Below are 14,931 nucleotides of genomic sequence, written 5' to 3'. Positions count from 1 at the left end.
CTAAGCCGCAATAATCTCACCATTGAGATTTTCAAGAATTGCATATAGCTTATGATTAAAGTCTTTTGCACTAAATGGCTTTGTTAGAACCTGCTCCACATTTATCTGAGATGCATTATCAATTTTACCTAAATCGAGGTCCCCAGAAATAAGCATAATATGAGGGTAGTTCTCCTTATTTCTTTCTTCTAGATGATAAAGTCTTTCAATATATTGTAAGACTTCTTTTCCTCCCATCTCAGGTAGGTTTAAGTCTAGAACAATCAGATCATAGCGATCCTTTTTAATTTCCTCACAGGCATCAATCCCATTAGTTACTGTCGATACATTAGAGAAGTAGCCACTTTGTGAAATAAGTAGTTTTAAAGATTCTGATATTCTTTTGCGGTCATCAATAATTAGGGCCTTCATGTTGATATCCTCATTGATTATTGGGCGTTAAGCTCTATTAGTTGTCTAGACTCATCTTAGATCTAACTATCAATAATTCTTAGTTAAAAAACTTTAAGATTTATTAATAAATATAACTAGCTGGAATTACGATAATATGCCTGATCTTTTTTTGGGCCAAATTTGAGCAAGAAGCTAAAGTATGGGGCATAAAATGCCGATAAAACAGTTATGAAAAGCTTCGTTATGACTCTATTTGCGCTCTTCTTATCAATTGATTCTTTTGGAATTGAAGAAGACTATTTCAAAAAAACATCCTTTGATGTTCCAAGAAGAAGCATTTCTGTAATAGCAAGTGAGAAGGGTTTCTATCCTGAAAATATCACTGCATTTGTAGGGGAAAGAGTTAGCTTATTTGTAACGGCCGCTACTGATCGTCCAAGCTGTTTTATTATGAAAGAGCATGATGTTTATGTCGAGGCCAAAAAGGGAGAAGTTCGTGAGGCCACGATCTTTCTCGATTCTCCAGGGCGCTTTAAGTTCTATTGCCCATCAGGAGAGATTAGCGGAAGCTTTACAGTTATTGATCACCCGAAGGATCAAAAGAAGAAAAAGAGGGATTTAGCTTCTACTCGACGAGATAACGTTAGAGTATGGCAACCTAAGGAAGAGTAGGAATTTTACTTAAGCTTAGGAATAATTAGCATGTGAGGGATTATGTCTTCTGTATTTACGGATGCAATTAAAAATTTACTTTCACCTATTGGGGATCTTTTAGAAGATGAAGGTGTTTCTGAGGTCATGATTAATGGGCCACATGAAATCTTTGTCGAAAAGAAAGGATTAGTTTTTAAAGTTCCTAATGAATTTGAAGATGAGGGTACATTGATTTCAGCAATGCGTGCCATTGCTCAATCTGTAAATCGTACAATTGATGAAGATAATCCACGTCTGGATGCAAGATTACCAGATGGCTCTCGTATCCACGTTGTCCTTCCTCCAATGGCAAAGAATGGTACCACTGTTGCCATTCGTAAGTTTTCAAAAGATAGCTTAACTTTAAAGGATCTCATTGAGTTTGGTTCAATGTCAGATGTTGCCGCAAGGTTCTTAGATATTTGTGTTTATTTAGGTAAGAATATTTTGGTATCAGGTGGTACTGGTTCAGGTAAGACCACTATGCTTAACGTTCTTGGTGGGCGTATTCCTAAAACTCAACGTTTAATAATTATTGAAGATGCGGCCGAGCTACAAGTAGATGCTGAGCACGTTGTAAATTTTGAAACACGTAAGGCCGATGAATTAAAAGGTCTAGGTGAAATTACTATTAGAGATCTTGTTATCTCGGCCATGAGACTACGTCCTGATCGTATTATTGTAGGAGAGGTTCGTGGGGATGAAGCGCTTGATCTTGTTCAGGTTATGAATACTGGTCACGATGGTTCAATGGGGACAGTTCACGCAAATAATCCTGTGGATGCTTGTACTCGTTTAGAAACTCTTTGCCTTATGGGTGAGACTAAAATACCACCGGATGCGATTCGTAAAATGGTTGGAAGTGCACTGCAAATCATTGTTCAATGTAGTCGCTATCATGATGGTGGTAGACGTACATCACATATCTCAGAAGTACTTGGTGTTGATAATAATGGGAATTATATAACTCGCGATATATTTAGATGGGTTCAAACAGGTAAGGATCCTGAGACTGGAAAGTATATCGGTGAAATGGTTCCTTGTAATTATGTTCCTACATTCTTTGAAGATATTGTGGTTCACAAACTACCTTTTCCAAAGCAGAATTTTCTTGCTCCAGACTGGGCAAGACCACTTGTTAAGAAGAAAGCTGCTTAGGAATTATCTAAATATCGACTTCAATACCGTCTTCGTAGATTTCCACGATAAAGCGCTCTTGCTCTAGCTCTTTGGTCTTATCAATTATGTCATCAATGTCATCAGGACTGAGTTCTGGCTCAAGCTCCATATCGGCACTGAAGACTTTAATAATGGCAATGGCCATCTTAGAGTCTGTTAAGTCGTTGAATTCACTAAGGGGGAAAGTAAGCTTATAACCCCCTGAAAACTTGTCAATATCTACATCAATCTTCATATAATTAATTGTAATTACAATAAAATAAAAAGCAATTATTTTGTACTACGCAGATTCCTGCAAGTGTCTGTAATCTTTGACTAAATTTTAGTGACAAAATTTTTAACATGGCCTTTCATATTTTCAACGAACAAGAAAATAGTCTTTTGAATTGATAGAATGAATATGGAAAAAGAACACACACATTAGAACGAGAGGATAGAAATAAATGAAATTAAGTGCTTTCAGTAGAAACATTCTGAAGTTGGTCCTAGTCACTTATGCAGGGTTAACATTTGCCACAGATGCAAATATTAAAGACGATATTAGCTCTATCTCAGTTAGATTAAAATCGAAGCAAATTTTTACGATGAAAAATCACGGTAATGGTGAGTTTAAAGAGCTTGCATTTACTCGAATTGAAAGGCCATCGTTGGAAGTTGAGATTAAAGATAAGAAGAAGCAAGTTGAGAGTGTTGAAGTGGCAGTTGATGAGTCGATTTTCACAACGAAGACAAGTCTAATTAATCTCGATATTTCGAAAGAAAAAATAGTAAAAATCAATTCAAATAAGGCGACTACAATGACAAAGCTTTCTCATGGTGGATTAACATTGGAGAGTAAGCAAGCAGCTAAGGTTCTTAAAAATGATATTACTTCAAACCTTAATCGTTTAATGTCTAGAATCGGATTTAAAGATCAGACAACTGTTAAGTATGAAATTAAAAAGTTAAAATTTGAATGTCCAAAACTTTCTGGGAGAATCACTAATTGTCGTGCAAGTTATGAAGTTGTAGCAACACTTAATAATACTCAAAAGAAAGATAAGGGATTAGTTTCGATCTTTAAAGAGGCCAAGAATAAAATACTAGGTCTTGGTGAAGAGATTCAAATTAATACATATATTGGTGAGCTTAAGGCAATTAATAAACAACTTGAGGGCCTTGCTAAGTCAAATACAGATAAGAAAAAGCTACAAAATATATATGTGCTTAAAAAAGATGTTCAGTCTGAAATTTTAGATTCGTATCAATACACTGCTATCTCTAATACTTCAGCGGTAGCATTCGTCGATAAACTTGATAAGAAAGTAATTAGAAAATAAAAATATATAGGCCGCAGTCTCTTACTGCGGTCGATTTCTCACTTCTTTTAATTTAATAAATACATTTATTATTTCATTTAATACTTCATTGTGAAGTTGTTTAAATGAAGCTTGATATAGCTTTGCATTCTCATCAAAGTCTTGACGATTTTCTTTATTTCTAACTTCTAGAAGAAGTTCATCCTGAGAAAAGGCCAACTTAATATCAAGATTATAAATCATGAAGCGTAGAATAGGATTTTCTTCCCATTCACCAAAGTATATCTTGTAGCTTTGTATCGTTGTTTGATGATCGATTTTATCAAGAGACTTCTTTAACGTTAGAAGAGTCACTTTAAGCCATTCAAGTGATTTATCTTCGTTGTTAAAGGTTGCTTGTGGAGTTATTTTTGTCAGTTCTTTAATGGCATTATCAATAATGAACTTTGTGGTCTTATCTTCGATTTGTGCAATATCAAATTCGGCCATCTCTTTTTGGTATTCAATATAGCCATCTTTAACAAGGTGCAAAGTTGAATCCTGATCGAGATGAATAATGTGACCAGCTTGTTTTCCCGACTCTAAGTTGTAGTCGAAACTTAGGTATGTATCATGTAGGTTTTTTCGCAAATCTTTTATGGCCACTTTTTCAAATGTATTGTGGGCCAGGCAGATCCTTAGATTATTAATATGATCTTCACTCTTCTTATTTAGAAGATCATTAATATTTTCCAAAAGAATCTCCTTCGTGGACTCTTTTTCTAATCGCTTTCTTTGACTTAACGTCATAAAGTTCTTTAATATTTTAAATAATGCCATAGAGGTAAAATAATCTTTTTTGGCAGGATGTCTAGTTTAATTTTTCAAGGTGTATGTATTTGAAGATTGGAATTTTTGATTCAGGAATTGGCGGATTAAGTGTCCTTAAGGAAGTGGCCCATTACATGGATCGTTATGATATTTACTATCTTGCAGATCGTCTAAATGCACCTTATGGAAATAAGACTAAGCAAGAGGTTTACTCTTATTGTGAAGCTATTGTTAATGAATTTCTAAGTATTGATATTGATACCATTCTAATTGCATGTAACTCTGCTACAGCAATGGCAATTGATGAATTAAGAAGTAACTTTCCTCAAATTCGCTTTTTTGGAATTGAGCCATTTATCAACGTCATAAATTTAAGGCCTGAACTTATTAGTAAAAGGGGAGTTTGTTTAACAACACAGTTAACGGCCGACTCAAATCGCTTTAAGTACCTTCAGCAAAAATACGATGCGAATCATACACTTGAGTACCGAACATCAAAGATGCTTGCTAAGCTAATTGAAGAAGCTTTTGATTCAGGACGCCTCGATACACATAAAATTGAAGAAGAAATTAAGAGTTCTGTTTTTACAAAATCTACTAAGGACAGTTTTGATTACATCATTTTAGGTTGTACACATTATCCATTTGTAAGTGAGGTTTTTGAAAAAGTGTTAGGGACTACTTCTATCTCTCCTTGTGCCCATGTGGCCAAGCATATGGCCTCTTGTCTTGTTAATAAGCTTGATGAAACACAGGAAATCAGAGACCACTTCTATTTTCGAGATACTTCTAAAGCTGCGACTAAAGAGCAATGGCGCATTGTCAAAAAAGAAAACCTTAAAGGATTTCCGTTTTTTTAGGTTAAAAAAGTGACGATCCTTGAATTTTAACGATACAATATCGGCCAGCTTTGTATAAAGATAATGATATTTAGATAAAACTAAGGATTTGGATATGTCTGAAAAAATCGCAAAAATTAAATCAATTACTCCCCGTCAAATACTGGACTCAAGAGGTAATCCAACTGTTGAAGTTGATCTTGTGACTGAAAATGGATTTATGGCCCGTGCCGCTGTTCCTTCTGGAGCATCAACTGGTTCAAAAGAAGCACTTGAGCTTAGAGATGGTGACAAGTCTTATTATCTTGGAAAGTCTGTTAAGAAGGCCCTTTCAAATATTACTGAATATATTGCACCAAAGTTGATTGGGATGAATGTATTTGATTTGAAGGCAATTGATGAGCTTATGCTTGAAATTGATGGTACAGAAAATAAGGAAAAACTTGGGGCCAATGCAATCTTAGCGGTTTCAATGTGTGCTGCACGCGCTGGTGCTCTCGAATTAGGTAAACCACTTTGGCAATACTTAAGAGAAGACCTTAAGGTACCAACTGCAAGTAATAAAACACGTCTTCCAGCACCTCTAATGAATATTATCAATGGTGGTGAACACGCTTCAAATAATCTCGATATTCAAGAGTTTATGATCGTTCCTCATATGGATAAGTCATTTAGTGAAAACTTAAGAGCTGGTGTTGAAACATTTCATTCGCTAAAGAAAGTATTAACTGAGAAAAATTATTCAACAAATGTTGGTGACGAAGGTGGATTTGCACCAAGCCTTGCTTCACACGAAGAGGCACTAGATCTTATTTTAGTGGCCATTGAGAAGGCCGGTTATACACCAGGTAAGGACATTAGTATCAGCCTTGATTCGGCCGCTAGTGAGTTCTACAAAGATGGTAAGTATAAAATGCAAGGAAAAGAGTTATCAAGCTCTGATATGGTTGATTATTACTCAAATTTAGTCTCAAACTATCCGATATATTCCATTGAAGATGGCCTTGATGAAGCTGATTATGATGGTTGGGTAAGTCTGACTGAAAAGCTTGGTGAAAAGATTCTTCTAGTAGGGGATGACTTATTTGTAACAAATAAGAAAATTCTTGCTGAAGGAATTGAGAAGAAACAGGCCAACTCAATCTTAGTTAAGATCAACCAAATTGGTTCTCTTACTGAGACATTTGAAACACTAAAGCTTGCTTTTGATAATAATTTCCAAGCGATTATTTCACATCGCTCTGGTGAAACAAGTGATGCATTTATTGCAGATCTTGCTGTTGCAACTTCAAGTGGGTTAATCAAGACTGGATCAGCTTCAAGAAGTGACCGTCTTGCAAAATACAATCAATTATTAAGAATTGAAGAGGCCCTTGGCAGTAATGCCGCCTTTGATGGTTTAATCTAAATCTTTCAATACAAGGCCTCTCCTACTTTGTAAAATATGAAGAGAGGCCTTTTATATGTCGAAGAAAATACCAGAAAATGAAGCCATTCACTTCTTACATGATCTTCTCAATCACACTCATGGCCTTAAATTATTTCTCGAAGCAAGAGAGAATGATGTTGAAGGAATGGGCAAAGAATCCTTGGCCCTGATTTACCAAGAGATTCAGGCCCTGGAAAATCAAATAGCCTCGCAATTTGATAAGCTTACGGCCAAAGCCAAATCGTTAACGGTTGAACAACTTACAACTTATATTTCTGAGCAATTTAAACTTTATAACTTAGAATTCTCAATTAAGCTCGATAAGGACTTAAGTGATAGCACTCTTGATCTTGATATCGCCCTTTTTGAACGAATGATAAAAAATATCGTAAAAAATATCTTTCTCTGGTCGAATAAGAAGGATTTAAAAGTATTTATCACATCTATTGATGAATCAATTGAGCTACTTTTTGAGAATAGGATTTCACAAGACTTTAGTGAACAGGATCCATCAAATAGTGTAGGCCTTCATTCTTTGGCCTCATTAGCTAAAAAACAAGATATCAACTTTAAGTCTTGGGCCAAGAATCACAAATGGTATACCTCTATTCGTATAAAAAAACTCGGTTACTCACAGTATAAGTTGGTTAGCTAGGTAAAAGAATACTACTTCTATAAAAGAATAAAAATGTACGTTATTCTATTAAACGTATGGAAATCATTAAGTTATTCGTTTTTTCTTTAGTAGTTATACTATCATTATTTGCTAAAAATAATTCCTATGCCAATGATCGAATCTATCGATCTGAAGCAAAGCTCTTATCTAAAGGTGCTTCTTGGGTTGATCTTTCGTTTGATCTCTCATCGACTCTTTCTCAGCATGATGTTGATGGAAATGAAGTAATCTATAATGATGAAGTAAGCTACTTTCTATTTGATGCCAATATTGATTACCAATATGCAATCATGAATAACTTTCAACTACTGGCCGGGCTAAAGGCCCGCTATGTTAGTAGTGGAGACTCTGTGGAGACGATTACTAATGCAGGTCTTGAATCATTTTATGCTGGTGTTATTTACGGGCTTGGTAAGAAGAGAGGACGGGACTTTGCAATAAGTGCTTTGTATCGATTTAGGCCCTACTCTGTTGATACCTATGCAAATGCAGCTCCTAGTGATGAAGTTATTCTCGGAGATGGCGGAAACGATATTGAGTTTAATTTCCTTGCAAAATTTGATTCTACTAAATGGACCTCATATGATTTTAAAATTGGTTATCGAATCCCTGGGGCCCCTATTTCTTCAGAAATCCCATTTGAAGCCAGATGGGTTAAGCACTATGTCGATTGGGCATTTTGGCTTTCAGCAAACGGAGTCTATAGTTTAGGTGGAGATGAGTATACTGATTCACCACAGACAAAACCAGCTGTATCAAGTGGCTATACATCAAGATGGAATTCTATCAATCGTCAATTCTTGGCCCTTGATGCTACCGCTCAAACCATCATTAAAAATAAATATTTAATCTATGGAAAAGTCGGCTCAACTGTACTTGCGACTTCTACAGATAAGGATATCTATGCTTCACTAGGTGTTCAATGGACAACTGGTGGGGTTAGCGCTCAACAAAAATTTGAAGAAAGCTTTAAAGAATACACCATTGAAGCAAATGTTATTAAAGTTTCTCCACGAGGTGTCTTTATTAAGATTGATCACGGAAGCCTAGATGATATTCAAAAAGGTAATATTGTGGATATTTATAAAACTGACTACTTTGGTGGAAATATTTTAGTGGCAAAGGGAATGGTGTATGAAGTTGCAAGTGCCTCTTCAATTGTGAAGATTGTTACTCGTTATAGAAAGATGCCAATTCAAAAAGGCTTTGCGGCCAGAATTAAGTAGTTGATATTAGGAAATATTTAACCTTTGATATAATTTTAAGTTAAGATAAAATATTGAATATAAACACAAAAAGGATTTATTGATGATAAAGCATATTCTGATTGCTTTCTACTTATTGGCCGCTTCAAGTATCGTTGCCAAACCTTATACATCTAATTTCTTGGAATTTGAGCTACCTAATGGTTGGGAATGTGCAATTGAAGGAAGTGAATATGTTTGTCAGTCGACAAATGATCGAAGAAAGAAAGAGGCCATTATTATTTTTGCTGCCAAACATCGTGGTAAGCAAGATGATCTTATTCAATACAAGGCTTACTTAGAACAAGCAAAAACTTTTAAACTACCAGGTGGTAAGAGTCAGATCTCTGAGCCTTCATATACAAGAATGAAAAAGATTCAAGGCCAAGGTCACACATGGGTTGATTCTCTTCACTTATCAAGTGAGGTACCAGGCTTCTATACTCGTTATATGGCAACAGTTAAGGGAGAGCTTGGTGTTGCGGTAACATTCTCTGTAGCAAAAGAGCACTACCAAACTTATAAGCCAATTTTTGATAAAATTATTGAAACAATGCAGGTATTCTCACGTATTAAGAGTAATGCTGACGGATTAAAACTTGCAGGAAATAAAGGTGAAGCTGTACCAGGAGCATCAGGTGACTTCCTAGATAGTGAAACAGGTCTTCAGGATATTGGAGTTGGCGGACAACGCAAGCAAGGTAAAGGCTCTGGTGGCGATGATATGACTTTATATATTATCTTGGCCCTTATGGTTGGAGCAGGTGTCTTTATTGCAAAAAATCGTAAGAAGAAAGGTAAGAAGAAAAAGAAAGGTAAGAAGAAAAAGAAATCATAATTTAAAGGCCTCTCGAAAGAGAGGCTTTTTTATTTCTAATCTTCTTCTTTTTCTGAATCAAGACACTCTTTAACGGCCTTATTAAACTCTTCATTTAGAATGATACTTGTACCCTTATTCATTGTATTCGAGTAGTGACTCATATTACATCCGCCGTGTGAGTGAACTCCAATGACTTGATTATTCTTTGCTTCAACAATACTTGAGCCAGAGTTTCCACCCATCGTATCAACTTTATGTGAAATTAGGCCTGGCAGGTTTCTATAGCGCTCCAGTGCACCATATGATTTTAATTCTCCAATATTAGTTTGTTGAGCAAAGTTTTTCTCAAACTCATCATCGTATCCATAGCCTGTGATCTTTATAAAAGCACCTGGTTCAGGCATCTCACTTGCTACTTTATAATGGCCTTGTACTTCTCCAGGGGCATAGTTCGTGAATTCGTTATTTTCAACTTTCATAACTGCCCAGTCATCTCCTGGCCCATTATTCTTATAAACTAAGCTTTCTTGATTAACGTAGTATATATCCATTGGAGAAGGATGCTGAATACCTTCTTTAGTTGACTCTGGTGTGTTGAATTCAATAATCTTGAGGTCTTTTTTACAGTGGCCAACAGAGATAGCGCACGAGTTAGAGATCATCGTTACAGTACAGCCATGTCTGGACGTTAGCGACTTTAATGCACGAGCTACTTTTGGGTTTTTTGATGGTACACGATCGTCAAATCCACAAATGGACTTATTATTTGCTAATGTCGTTATAGGTAATACAAATAGTAAGATGAATAATGTTTTCAAAGTCTTCCCCGCATTTAATTAATATTTGAATGATTCAAAATAACGCACCGCTAGGGTAGAATCTATATTTTTGAATCTTTTATAGACAAAAAAAGCCTCCAAACTGGAGGCTTTCTATAAATTTAAATTTTATTTATTTGATATTATTCAGATGCTAGACAGCTTTCAACTGCTGCTTTGAATTCTGGGTGAAGTTGAAGAACTGTTCCTGCATTCTTGCTATCATCACTTGTGTAACATCCACCATGAGAGTGAACACCAATGATTTCACCAGTTTCAAGATTGATAATACTTGAACCAGAGTTACCACCCATTGTATCAACTCTATGCTCTAGAAGGGCAGGTCTGTGTCCACCATTCCAAATTGATCCACCAACAGTTTTTAGCGGTCCAAAGTTATTTTGTTGAGCGAAGTGTCTTTCATATTCACCGCGGTCACTTCCATATCCTGTAATTGAAAGCATTGTTCCAATTGGTGGAACTTCTTTAGCGATTGGGTAATAACCTTGTGCTTGACCTGGTAGAAGCCCAGTGTGCTCATTTGGTAGTGCTTTTACAACTGCCCAATCATCACCTTGTCCATTGCTCTTATATTTAAGTGTTGTTCTATCTGCGCGATAGATATCTTTTGGACCTGGGTGTCTGATACCTCTTCTTGTTGAAGTAGGTGTATTGAACTCTAGGTAGTTTAGAGTTGCAGCACAGTGTCCGACTGAAATTACACATGAGTTTGAAATTAGAGTTACAGTACAACCTGCTTTATCTCTTTTATTTTCTAGTGAACGCCCAACCTTAGGGTCACTTGATGGTACACGTTCATCCATTCCACATATAGACTTGTCCATTGCAAAGACGGTAAGTGGCAATAATGTCACAAGTATTAACTTTTTCACTACGATCTCCCTTTGTTTGTGAATAAAAAGTCTATGACCTCAGTCACACTCCTGCAAATTTCGAGAGCTTATAGTAAGAAGTTGTAAGAAGTTAATTCCTTCTGACACAAAAATAAGCATTATTTCAGTATTTTATGAAGAATTTTTAAGTAATCTTGTGGGGACATGAGGTGAGTGTTGTGTGAAGCATTTGCTATTTCATAGGTGAATGCACCATGGGCCTTGAGTTGCTGGGCGTATTGAGAATATTTTGTATCAAGTCTGCCGTGTATATAGTGATACTTTATTCCTTTAGGCAGTCTTGTAATGTCCAAAAGGTTTTCTTGGTTTGCTACAGATAAAGTCGTGGCAGCTTTTTGCCAATAAGTGATCATAGAAGGAAGTTGTGCTGACTTCGTTTCAATCATGTTTTGATATTCACTATGTTCATTTACTTTTGTAAAAACACTCTGCTCGTACCAGTTTTTGTAAAACTCTCTTGCATCTTGATTTGAATTATATGTATCAAAGATTCGGCCATCATGGGCCATGCGTTTTTTTCGTGAGTCCTCATCTGTTAAGAAGCCTGGTGACCCAGACTCATTAATAAAATTATCAATATTTTGGATCTTAGAAAGTCGTTTATCAAAAAGAATTTCCTGGAATATACGGGCCGACATTGAATAAGTTAGGAAATTTATTTTACGATCCTCATTATTGGCATTTTTTATGAAATTAATGATCTCATTTTTAAACTCTTCTAAGTTTTCTAATTTGCAATTGCTCCCATGGCCTGGAAGATCGATAAAGATAATTAAATACTTCTCTTTAAAATCCTGAATCAAGTTTTCAAACTCTAGGGCCTCACCCATAAATCCATGAGAGATGATAAGGATATCGCCACTAGGCCTACCACAAGCGTTTAGATAGAGCTTCTCACTGAAGCCATCGTGTAGCTCATTTAATGTTGACGCAATCTGCTTGCGACTAATTTTAATTCCTTTCTGGTAAGAGCTTATATCGTCACATTGATAAATGAGATGTGGCCTTTCAAAAGGTATTAGGGAGTCATTAATAATTTTATTTACTTTCTTAAGAGTTTCTCTCTTATCAAAAATTAAACTGATAAGGTTTTCATATCGATTATTATCAATAGGGACGACATAACAATTTGTTTCTAAGCCTACGTTTATTTTTGCTTCAATATTTTCTGGGTTTATATTTTCAGCTGCTTTTTGAAAGGTGTTATCGCTTCTTCCTATGATTGTAATATTATTATTGGCATCATAAGTGGCCTTGTCATTTGTCATTAGTCTTGAATTAAAGCTTTCTCCATTAAGGTAACCTAGCGCAATACTGTCACCTTCTAAAATGAGGTGATCATTTTCGATAAAGACATGGCCATTCATTGGACTTCCAACACTCATAAGCGTTTGCAGATCATTGGTAAATGGTGTTGCTAAGAATTGAGCACAACTCTCTGTTGCTCCATATGAATTTGAAAGCTTTAAGTTCTTTGAGATTGCCTTTTTCATTAACGTTGGATCTACTTTTGATCCCCCAAGAACGACTCCCTTAAGCTTTTTAAAATCATCCATGCTCGCAATATTAACAATTCGTTCAAGTTGCAATTGTACAAGTGAGGCCATTGTAACTTTCTTACTATTAATGATTGTTTCTTGCACATTATCAGGGCGTGATAGAGTCGTGCTAGCGCCTGCCATCAGGCATCGCCATAAGATCATAAGTCCACCTATGTGATATAGGGGAAGTGAGAGTGCCCAGTTATCTTCTGATGTGATTTGATAATGCTCAATCGTTGCTTTTGCACTTGAGATTAAATTTTTAAGTGAGATACGTACACCCTTTGGTGTACCTGTTGATCCTGAAGTGTAGAGTATTGTTGCACAATCTTCATATTTTTCAATTATATGAATTTGATTTTTTTGAAATGATTCAAAAACATCTTCTATGTCATAGTCACCAGGAGAGTTTTGTAATCTTCTTTCATCAACAAGGATGGGAATAATGCCAAAGTTTATTAATTGAAAATAGCGACAAATAAATTCTTTATTATTTTCCGTCCATTTTAAGAATGTATAAGGTTTATCACTTTGTTTTATTTTGTCTAGCTGATCAAAGTTTGGCCTTTTACTAATAGCTTCTAATAATTCTTGGTATGTTAATTGGAGCTTGTCATCTTTATAAAGAAGGGGAGAATTCAATCTAATATTAAGATTGTTAATTATATGAGAAATGAAGTTCTTGTTATTCATAACTTCTTAGAAGGCCTACGACGATACCAGCTATACGAAAATCATTTTGCCCAGTAATAATAAAAGGTGAGAGTCGATCATTGGCCGGGTGTAATTCAATAGAATTCTTTTTCTTGTAGAAGTTCTTTACAGTGGCCTCATTGTCTACAACAGCAATAACGGTTTGACCTTGGTTTGCATTTTCTTGTGCTCGGCAAACAAGAATATCTCCTTCAAATATACCGTCATTAATCATTGAATCACCCTGTACATTTAAAGCAAAGTATCGGCCTGGTTTGGCCACCATGTGATTTGGAACCATTGTGTGCTCTGATGGGTTTTCAATGGCCTCAATGGGATTACCGGCGGCGACATCACCAAGCAATGGGACCTCACTAAATTGTGCCTGAGGTGTTGTTACCATGGCCGGTGGGGCAGTGATTTCTTCAAGTAACTTTATTCCACGTCTCGCATTCCAATCGATTTCGATTTTTCCTGCTTCTTGAAGATAGTGCATGTACTTATTGACTGAACCAAAGGACTTAAGCCCAAAGTGTTCTTTGATTTCTTTTTGAGTTGGGGCATAGCCCTCTTTATCAAAATACTCTTTAATATATAAATAAACTTGATTCTGTTTTTTAGTTAACGCCATATTCATATGTTATGCGTAAGTACTGCGTAAGTCAACTTGTTAAAAATTCACAAAATTAGTGAAAAATGTTCACGGTTTTTGTGAAAAAAACTTACAATGGCAGATATCTCCCTTGTTTTATTGACGAGTCTCCTTTGAAAAGGATAGTTATGTCTTAACAAATCATTGGGAGGGTTAAATGAAATCATCAAACTCATTTTTAAGTTTATTTGTTACCGTTGTAACTATTGTTATCGGATTCAATTCGTTCGCTCAGGTTCCTGAGGTAGGGACAAGAGAGTCTTTCTTAAAACTAGATAACGTTGATCAAGAACAATATTTACATATTGTATCAAGAGAGGTTGAAGAAGTCGCTCCTGATTATGAAGCTGTCTATGAAGGTTTAGTCGAAAAGTCTGGTGCCGCTTCATTGGGTCAAGTATTTATGACAATTGATAAATTCATTGCCTTGGGACAAAAGATTTGGAAGATTGTTGAAGCTGGTAAGCCAGTTAGTAATTCAAGTTTTGCTAAGGCCATTAGCGTAATCCCAAATATGGATGATCCAAACTCAACGTTTAGTTCAATGTCAAATTGGAAGATGCCAATTGTTCGCTCATTTAAAGTAACTTATAAAAATGGCTTTGGCTCAGAGGTTATCTCTTTTGTTTATACTGTAGCATTTCAATACGGTGGTAAATATGAAGGCAAGGGTGCTTATTTAACAGGATTATTTGTTACAGCAAGTAATATTAGTGTTTCTTGGGGATTTAACTTTAATGCTTCTAGTGAAGTAATCTCAATTGCTAACCAAGGAAGTCTTGATAGCCCAATTGCTTCCGCTATGATTAAAGTTAATTATAAGGCTTCATCTGTTCTACGATCAATTGATGAAAACGATTTATTCTTCGTAAATGGGCAGGGAATGCTTCAGAGAATGAGATAATTTAAATTAAATTCTATATAATAAAAGG

General features: G+C 35.7%; 16 protein-coding genes. 9 read left to right on the top strand and 7 right to left on the bottom strand.

Going from position 1 to position 14,931, the window contains the following annotated elements:
- On the bottom strand, nucleotides 1-411 hold the full coding sequence (locus ACN5L8_RS01915; RefSeq protein ID WP_115362873.1) for a response regulator: 411 nt from the start codon (nucleotides 409-411) through the stop codon (nucleotides 1-3).
- A gap of 210 nt (nucleotides 412-621) precedes the next feature.
- Between ACN5L8_RS01915 and ACN5L8_RS01910 the strand changes: the two genes are divergently transcribed.
- Together ACN5L8_RS01910 and ACN5L8_RS01905 are read left to right on the top strand one after the other, a co-directional pair.
- Nucleotides 622-1,065, top strand: a complete 444-nt coding sequence (locus tag ACN5L8_RS01910) for a cupredoxin domain-containing protein (RefSeq protein ID WP_115362871.1) — start codon at nucleotides 622-624, stop codon at nucleotides 1,063-1,065.
- A 42-nt stretch (nucleotides 1,066-1,107) separates the two neighbouring features.
- On the top strand, nucleotides 1,108-2,244 hold the full coding sequence (locus tag ACN5L8_RS01905) for a CpaF family protein (protein WP_115362869.1): 1,137 nt from the start codon (nucleotides 1,108-1,110) through the stop codon (nucleotides 2,242-2,244).
- Nucleotides 2,245-2,251: 7 nt separating this feature from the next.
- On the opposite strand, the gene ACN5L8_RS01900 is transcribed toward ACN5L8_RS01905, so the two are convergent.
- Nucleotides 2,252-2,500, bottom strand: coding sequence for a hypothetical protein (locus tag ACN5L8_RS01900; RefSeq protein WP_115362867.1), 249 nt, complete (start codon nucleotides 2,498-2,500; stop codon nucleotides 2,252-2,254).
- Nucleotides 2,501-2,708: 208 nt separating this feature from the next.
- Between ACN5L8_RS01900 and ACN5L8_RS01895 the strand changes: the two genes are divergently transcribed.
- Nucleotides 2,709-3,584 carry a hypothetical protein gene (locus tag ACN5L8_RS01895; protein WP_419172151.1) on the top strand — a complete coding sequence of 292 codons (876 nt, stop codon included), beginning with the start codon at nucleotides 2,709-2,711 and terminating at the stop codon, nucleotides 3,582-3,584.
- A 21-nt stretch (nucleotides 3,585-3,605) separates the two neighbouring features.
- Here the strand turns inward: ACN5L8_RS01895 and ACN5L8_RS01890 are convergent, their stop codons facing one another.
- Nucleotides 3,606-4,298 carry a hypothetical protein gene (locus tag ACN5L8_RS01890; RefSeq protein ID WP_419172150.1) on the bottom strand — a complete coding sequence of 231 codons (693 nt, stop codon included), beginning with the start codon at nucleotides 4,296-4,298 and terminating at the stop codon, nucleotides 3,606-3,608.
- A gap of 143 nt (nucleotides 4,299-4,441) precedes the next feature.
- Here ACN5L8_RS01890 and ACN5L8_RS01885 point away from each other — a divergent pair, with 143 nt between their 5' ends.
- From ACN5L8_RS01885 to ACN5L8_RS01865, 5 genes are all read left to right on the top strand, one after another.
- Nucleotides 4,442-5,233 (top strand): glutamate racemase, encoded by a 792-nt coding sequence (locus tag ACN5L8_RS01885; protein WP_162929619.1) that lies wholly within the window; start codon nucleotides 4,442-4,444, stop codon nucleotides 5,231-5,233.
- A gap of 106 nt (nucleotides 5,234-5,339) precedes the next feature.
- Entirely contained in the window at nucleotides 5,340-6,620 is a 1,281-nt protein-coding gene (eno, locus tag ACN5L8_RS01880) for a phosphopyruvate hydratase (protein ID WP_419172379.1), read from the top strand.
- A 55-nt stretch (nucleotides 6,621-6,675) separates the two neighbouring features.
- The gene (locus tag ACN5L8_RS01875) at nucleotides 6,676-7,296 is read left to right on the top strand and encodes a hypothetical protein (protein ID WP_419172149.1); all 621 of its coding nucleotides are present in this window, start codon (nucleotides 6,676-6,678) and stop codon (nucleotides 7,294-7,296) included.
- A 56-nt stretch (nucleotides 7,297-7,352) separates the two neighbouring features.
- On the top strand, nucleotides 7,353-8,543 hold the full coding sequence (locus ACN5L8_RS01870; RefSeq protein ID WP_412473410.1) for a hypothetical protein: 1,191 nt from the start codon (nucleotides 7,353-7,355) through the stop codon (nucleotides 8,541-8,543).
- 82 nt (nucleotides 8,544-8,625) lie between these two features.
- On the top strand, nucleotides 8,626-9,399 hold the full coding sequence (locus ACN5L8_RS01865; RefSeq protein WP_115362855.1) for a hypothetical protein: 774 nt from the start codon (nucleotides 8,626-8,628) through the stop codon (nucleotides 9,397-9,399).
- A 35-nt stretch (nucleotides 9,400-9,434) separates the two neighbouring features.
- On the opposite strand, the gene ACN5L8_RS01860 is transcribed toward ACN5L8_RS01865, so the two are convergent.
- The 4 genes from ACN5L8_RS01860 to lexA form a co-directional block, all read right to left on the bottom strand.
- Nucleotides 9,435-10,199 carry a trypsin-like serine peptidase gene (locus ACN5L8_RS01860; RefSeq protein ID WP_419168446.1) on the bottom strand — a complete coding sequence of 255 codons (765 nt, stop codon included), beginning with the start codon at nucleotides 10,197-10,199 and terminating at the stop codon, nucleotides 9,435-9,437.
- Nucleotides 10,200-10,342: 143 nt separating this feature from the next.
- Entirely contained in the window at nucleotides 10,343-11,092 is a 750-nt protein-coding gene (locus ACN5L8_RS01855) for a trypsin-like serine peptidase (protein ID WP_115362851.1), read from the bottom strand.
- A 119-nt stretch (nucleotides 11,093-11,211) separates the two neighbouring features.
- Entirely contained in the window at nucleotides 11,212-13,347 is a 2,136-nt protein-coding gene (locus ACN5L8_RS01850) for an AMP-binding protein (RefSeq protein ID WP_419172148.1), read from the bottom strand.
- Nucleotides 13,340-13,978 (bottom strand): transcriptional repressor LexA, encoded by a 639-nt coding sequence (gene lexA / locus ACN5L8_RS01845; RefSeq protein ID WP_419168448.1) that lies wholly within the window; start codon nucleotides 13,976-13,978, stop codon nucleotides 13,340-13,342. The genes ACN5L8_RS01850 and lexA overlap by 8 nt, the downstream gene beginning before the upstream one ends.
- Nucleotides 13,979-14,156: 178 nt before the next feature.
- On the opposite strand from lexA, the gene ACN5L8_RS01840 reads away from it, so the two are divergent.
- On the top strand, nucleotides 14,157-14,903 hold the full coding sequence (locus tag ACN5L8_RS01840; RefSeq protein WP_115362844.1) for a hypothetical protein: 747 nt from the start codon (nucleotides 14,157-14,159) through the stop codon (nucleotides 14,901-14,903).
- The last annotated feature ends 28 nt before the right edge of the window (nucleotides 14,904-14,931 follow it).

Origin of the sequence: Halobacteriovorax sp. (assembly GCF_048381875.1) — a bacterium.
Lineage (GTDB): Bacteria > Bdellovibrionota > Bacteriovoracia > Bacteriovoracales > Bacteriovoracaceae > Halobacteriovorax_A > Halobacteriovorax_A vibrionivorans.
This window is presented reverse-complemented; position numbering and strand designations above follow the sequence as displayed.

Bases quoted from the DNA above. Each gene is read 5' to 3' on its own strand.
- ACN5L8_RS01915 (WP_115362873.1), bottom strand. From the start codon at position 411: ATGAAGGCCCTAATTATTGATGACCGCAAAAGAATATCAGAATCTTTA.
- ACN5L8_RS01910 (WP_115362871.1), top strand. From the start codon at position 622: ATGAAAAGCTTCGTTATGACTCTATTTGCGCTCTTCTTATCAATTGAT.
- ACN5L8_RS01905 (WP_115362869.1), top strand. From the start codon at position 1,108: ATGTCTTCTGTATTTACGGATGCAATTAAAAATTTACTTTCACCTATT.
- ACN5L8_RS01900 (WP_115362867.1), bottom strand. From the start codon at position 2,500: ATGAAGATTGATGTAGATATTGACAAGTTTTCAGGGGGTTATAAGCTT.
- ACN5L8_RS01895 (WP_419172151.1), top strand. From the start codon at position 2,709: ATGAAATTAAGTGCTTTCAGTAGAAACATTCTGAAGTTGGTCCTAGTC.
- ACN5L8_RS01875 (WP_419172149.1), top strand. From the start codon at position 6,676: ATGTCGAAGAAAATACCAGAAAATGAAGCCATTCACTTCTTACATGAT.
- ACN5L8_RS01870 (WP_412473410.1), top strand. From the start codon at position 7,353: ATGGAAATCATTAAGTTATTCGTTTTTTCTTTAGTAGTTATACTATCA.
- ACN5L8_RS01865 (WP_115362855.1), top strand. From the start codon at position 8,626: ATGATAAAGCATATTCTGATTGCTTTCTACTTATTGGCCGCTTCAAGT.
- ACN5L8_RS01850 (WP_419172148.1), bottom strand. From the start codon at position 13,347: ATGAATAACAAGAACTTCATTTCTCATATAATTAACAATCTTAATATT.
- lexA (WP_419168448.1), bottom strand. From the start codon at position 13,978: ATGGCGTTAACTAAAAAACAGAATCAAGTTTATTTATATATTAAAGAG.
- ACN5L8_RS01840 (WP_115362844.1), top strand. From the start codon at position 14,157: ATGAAATCATCAAACTCATTTTTAAGTTTATTTGTTACCGTTGTAACT.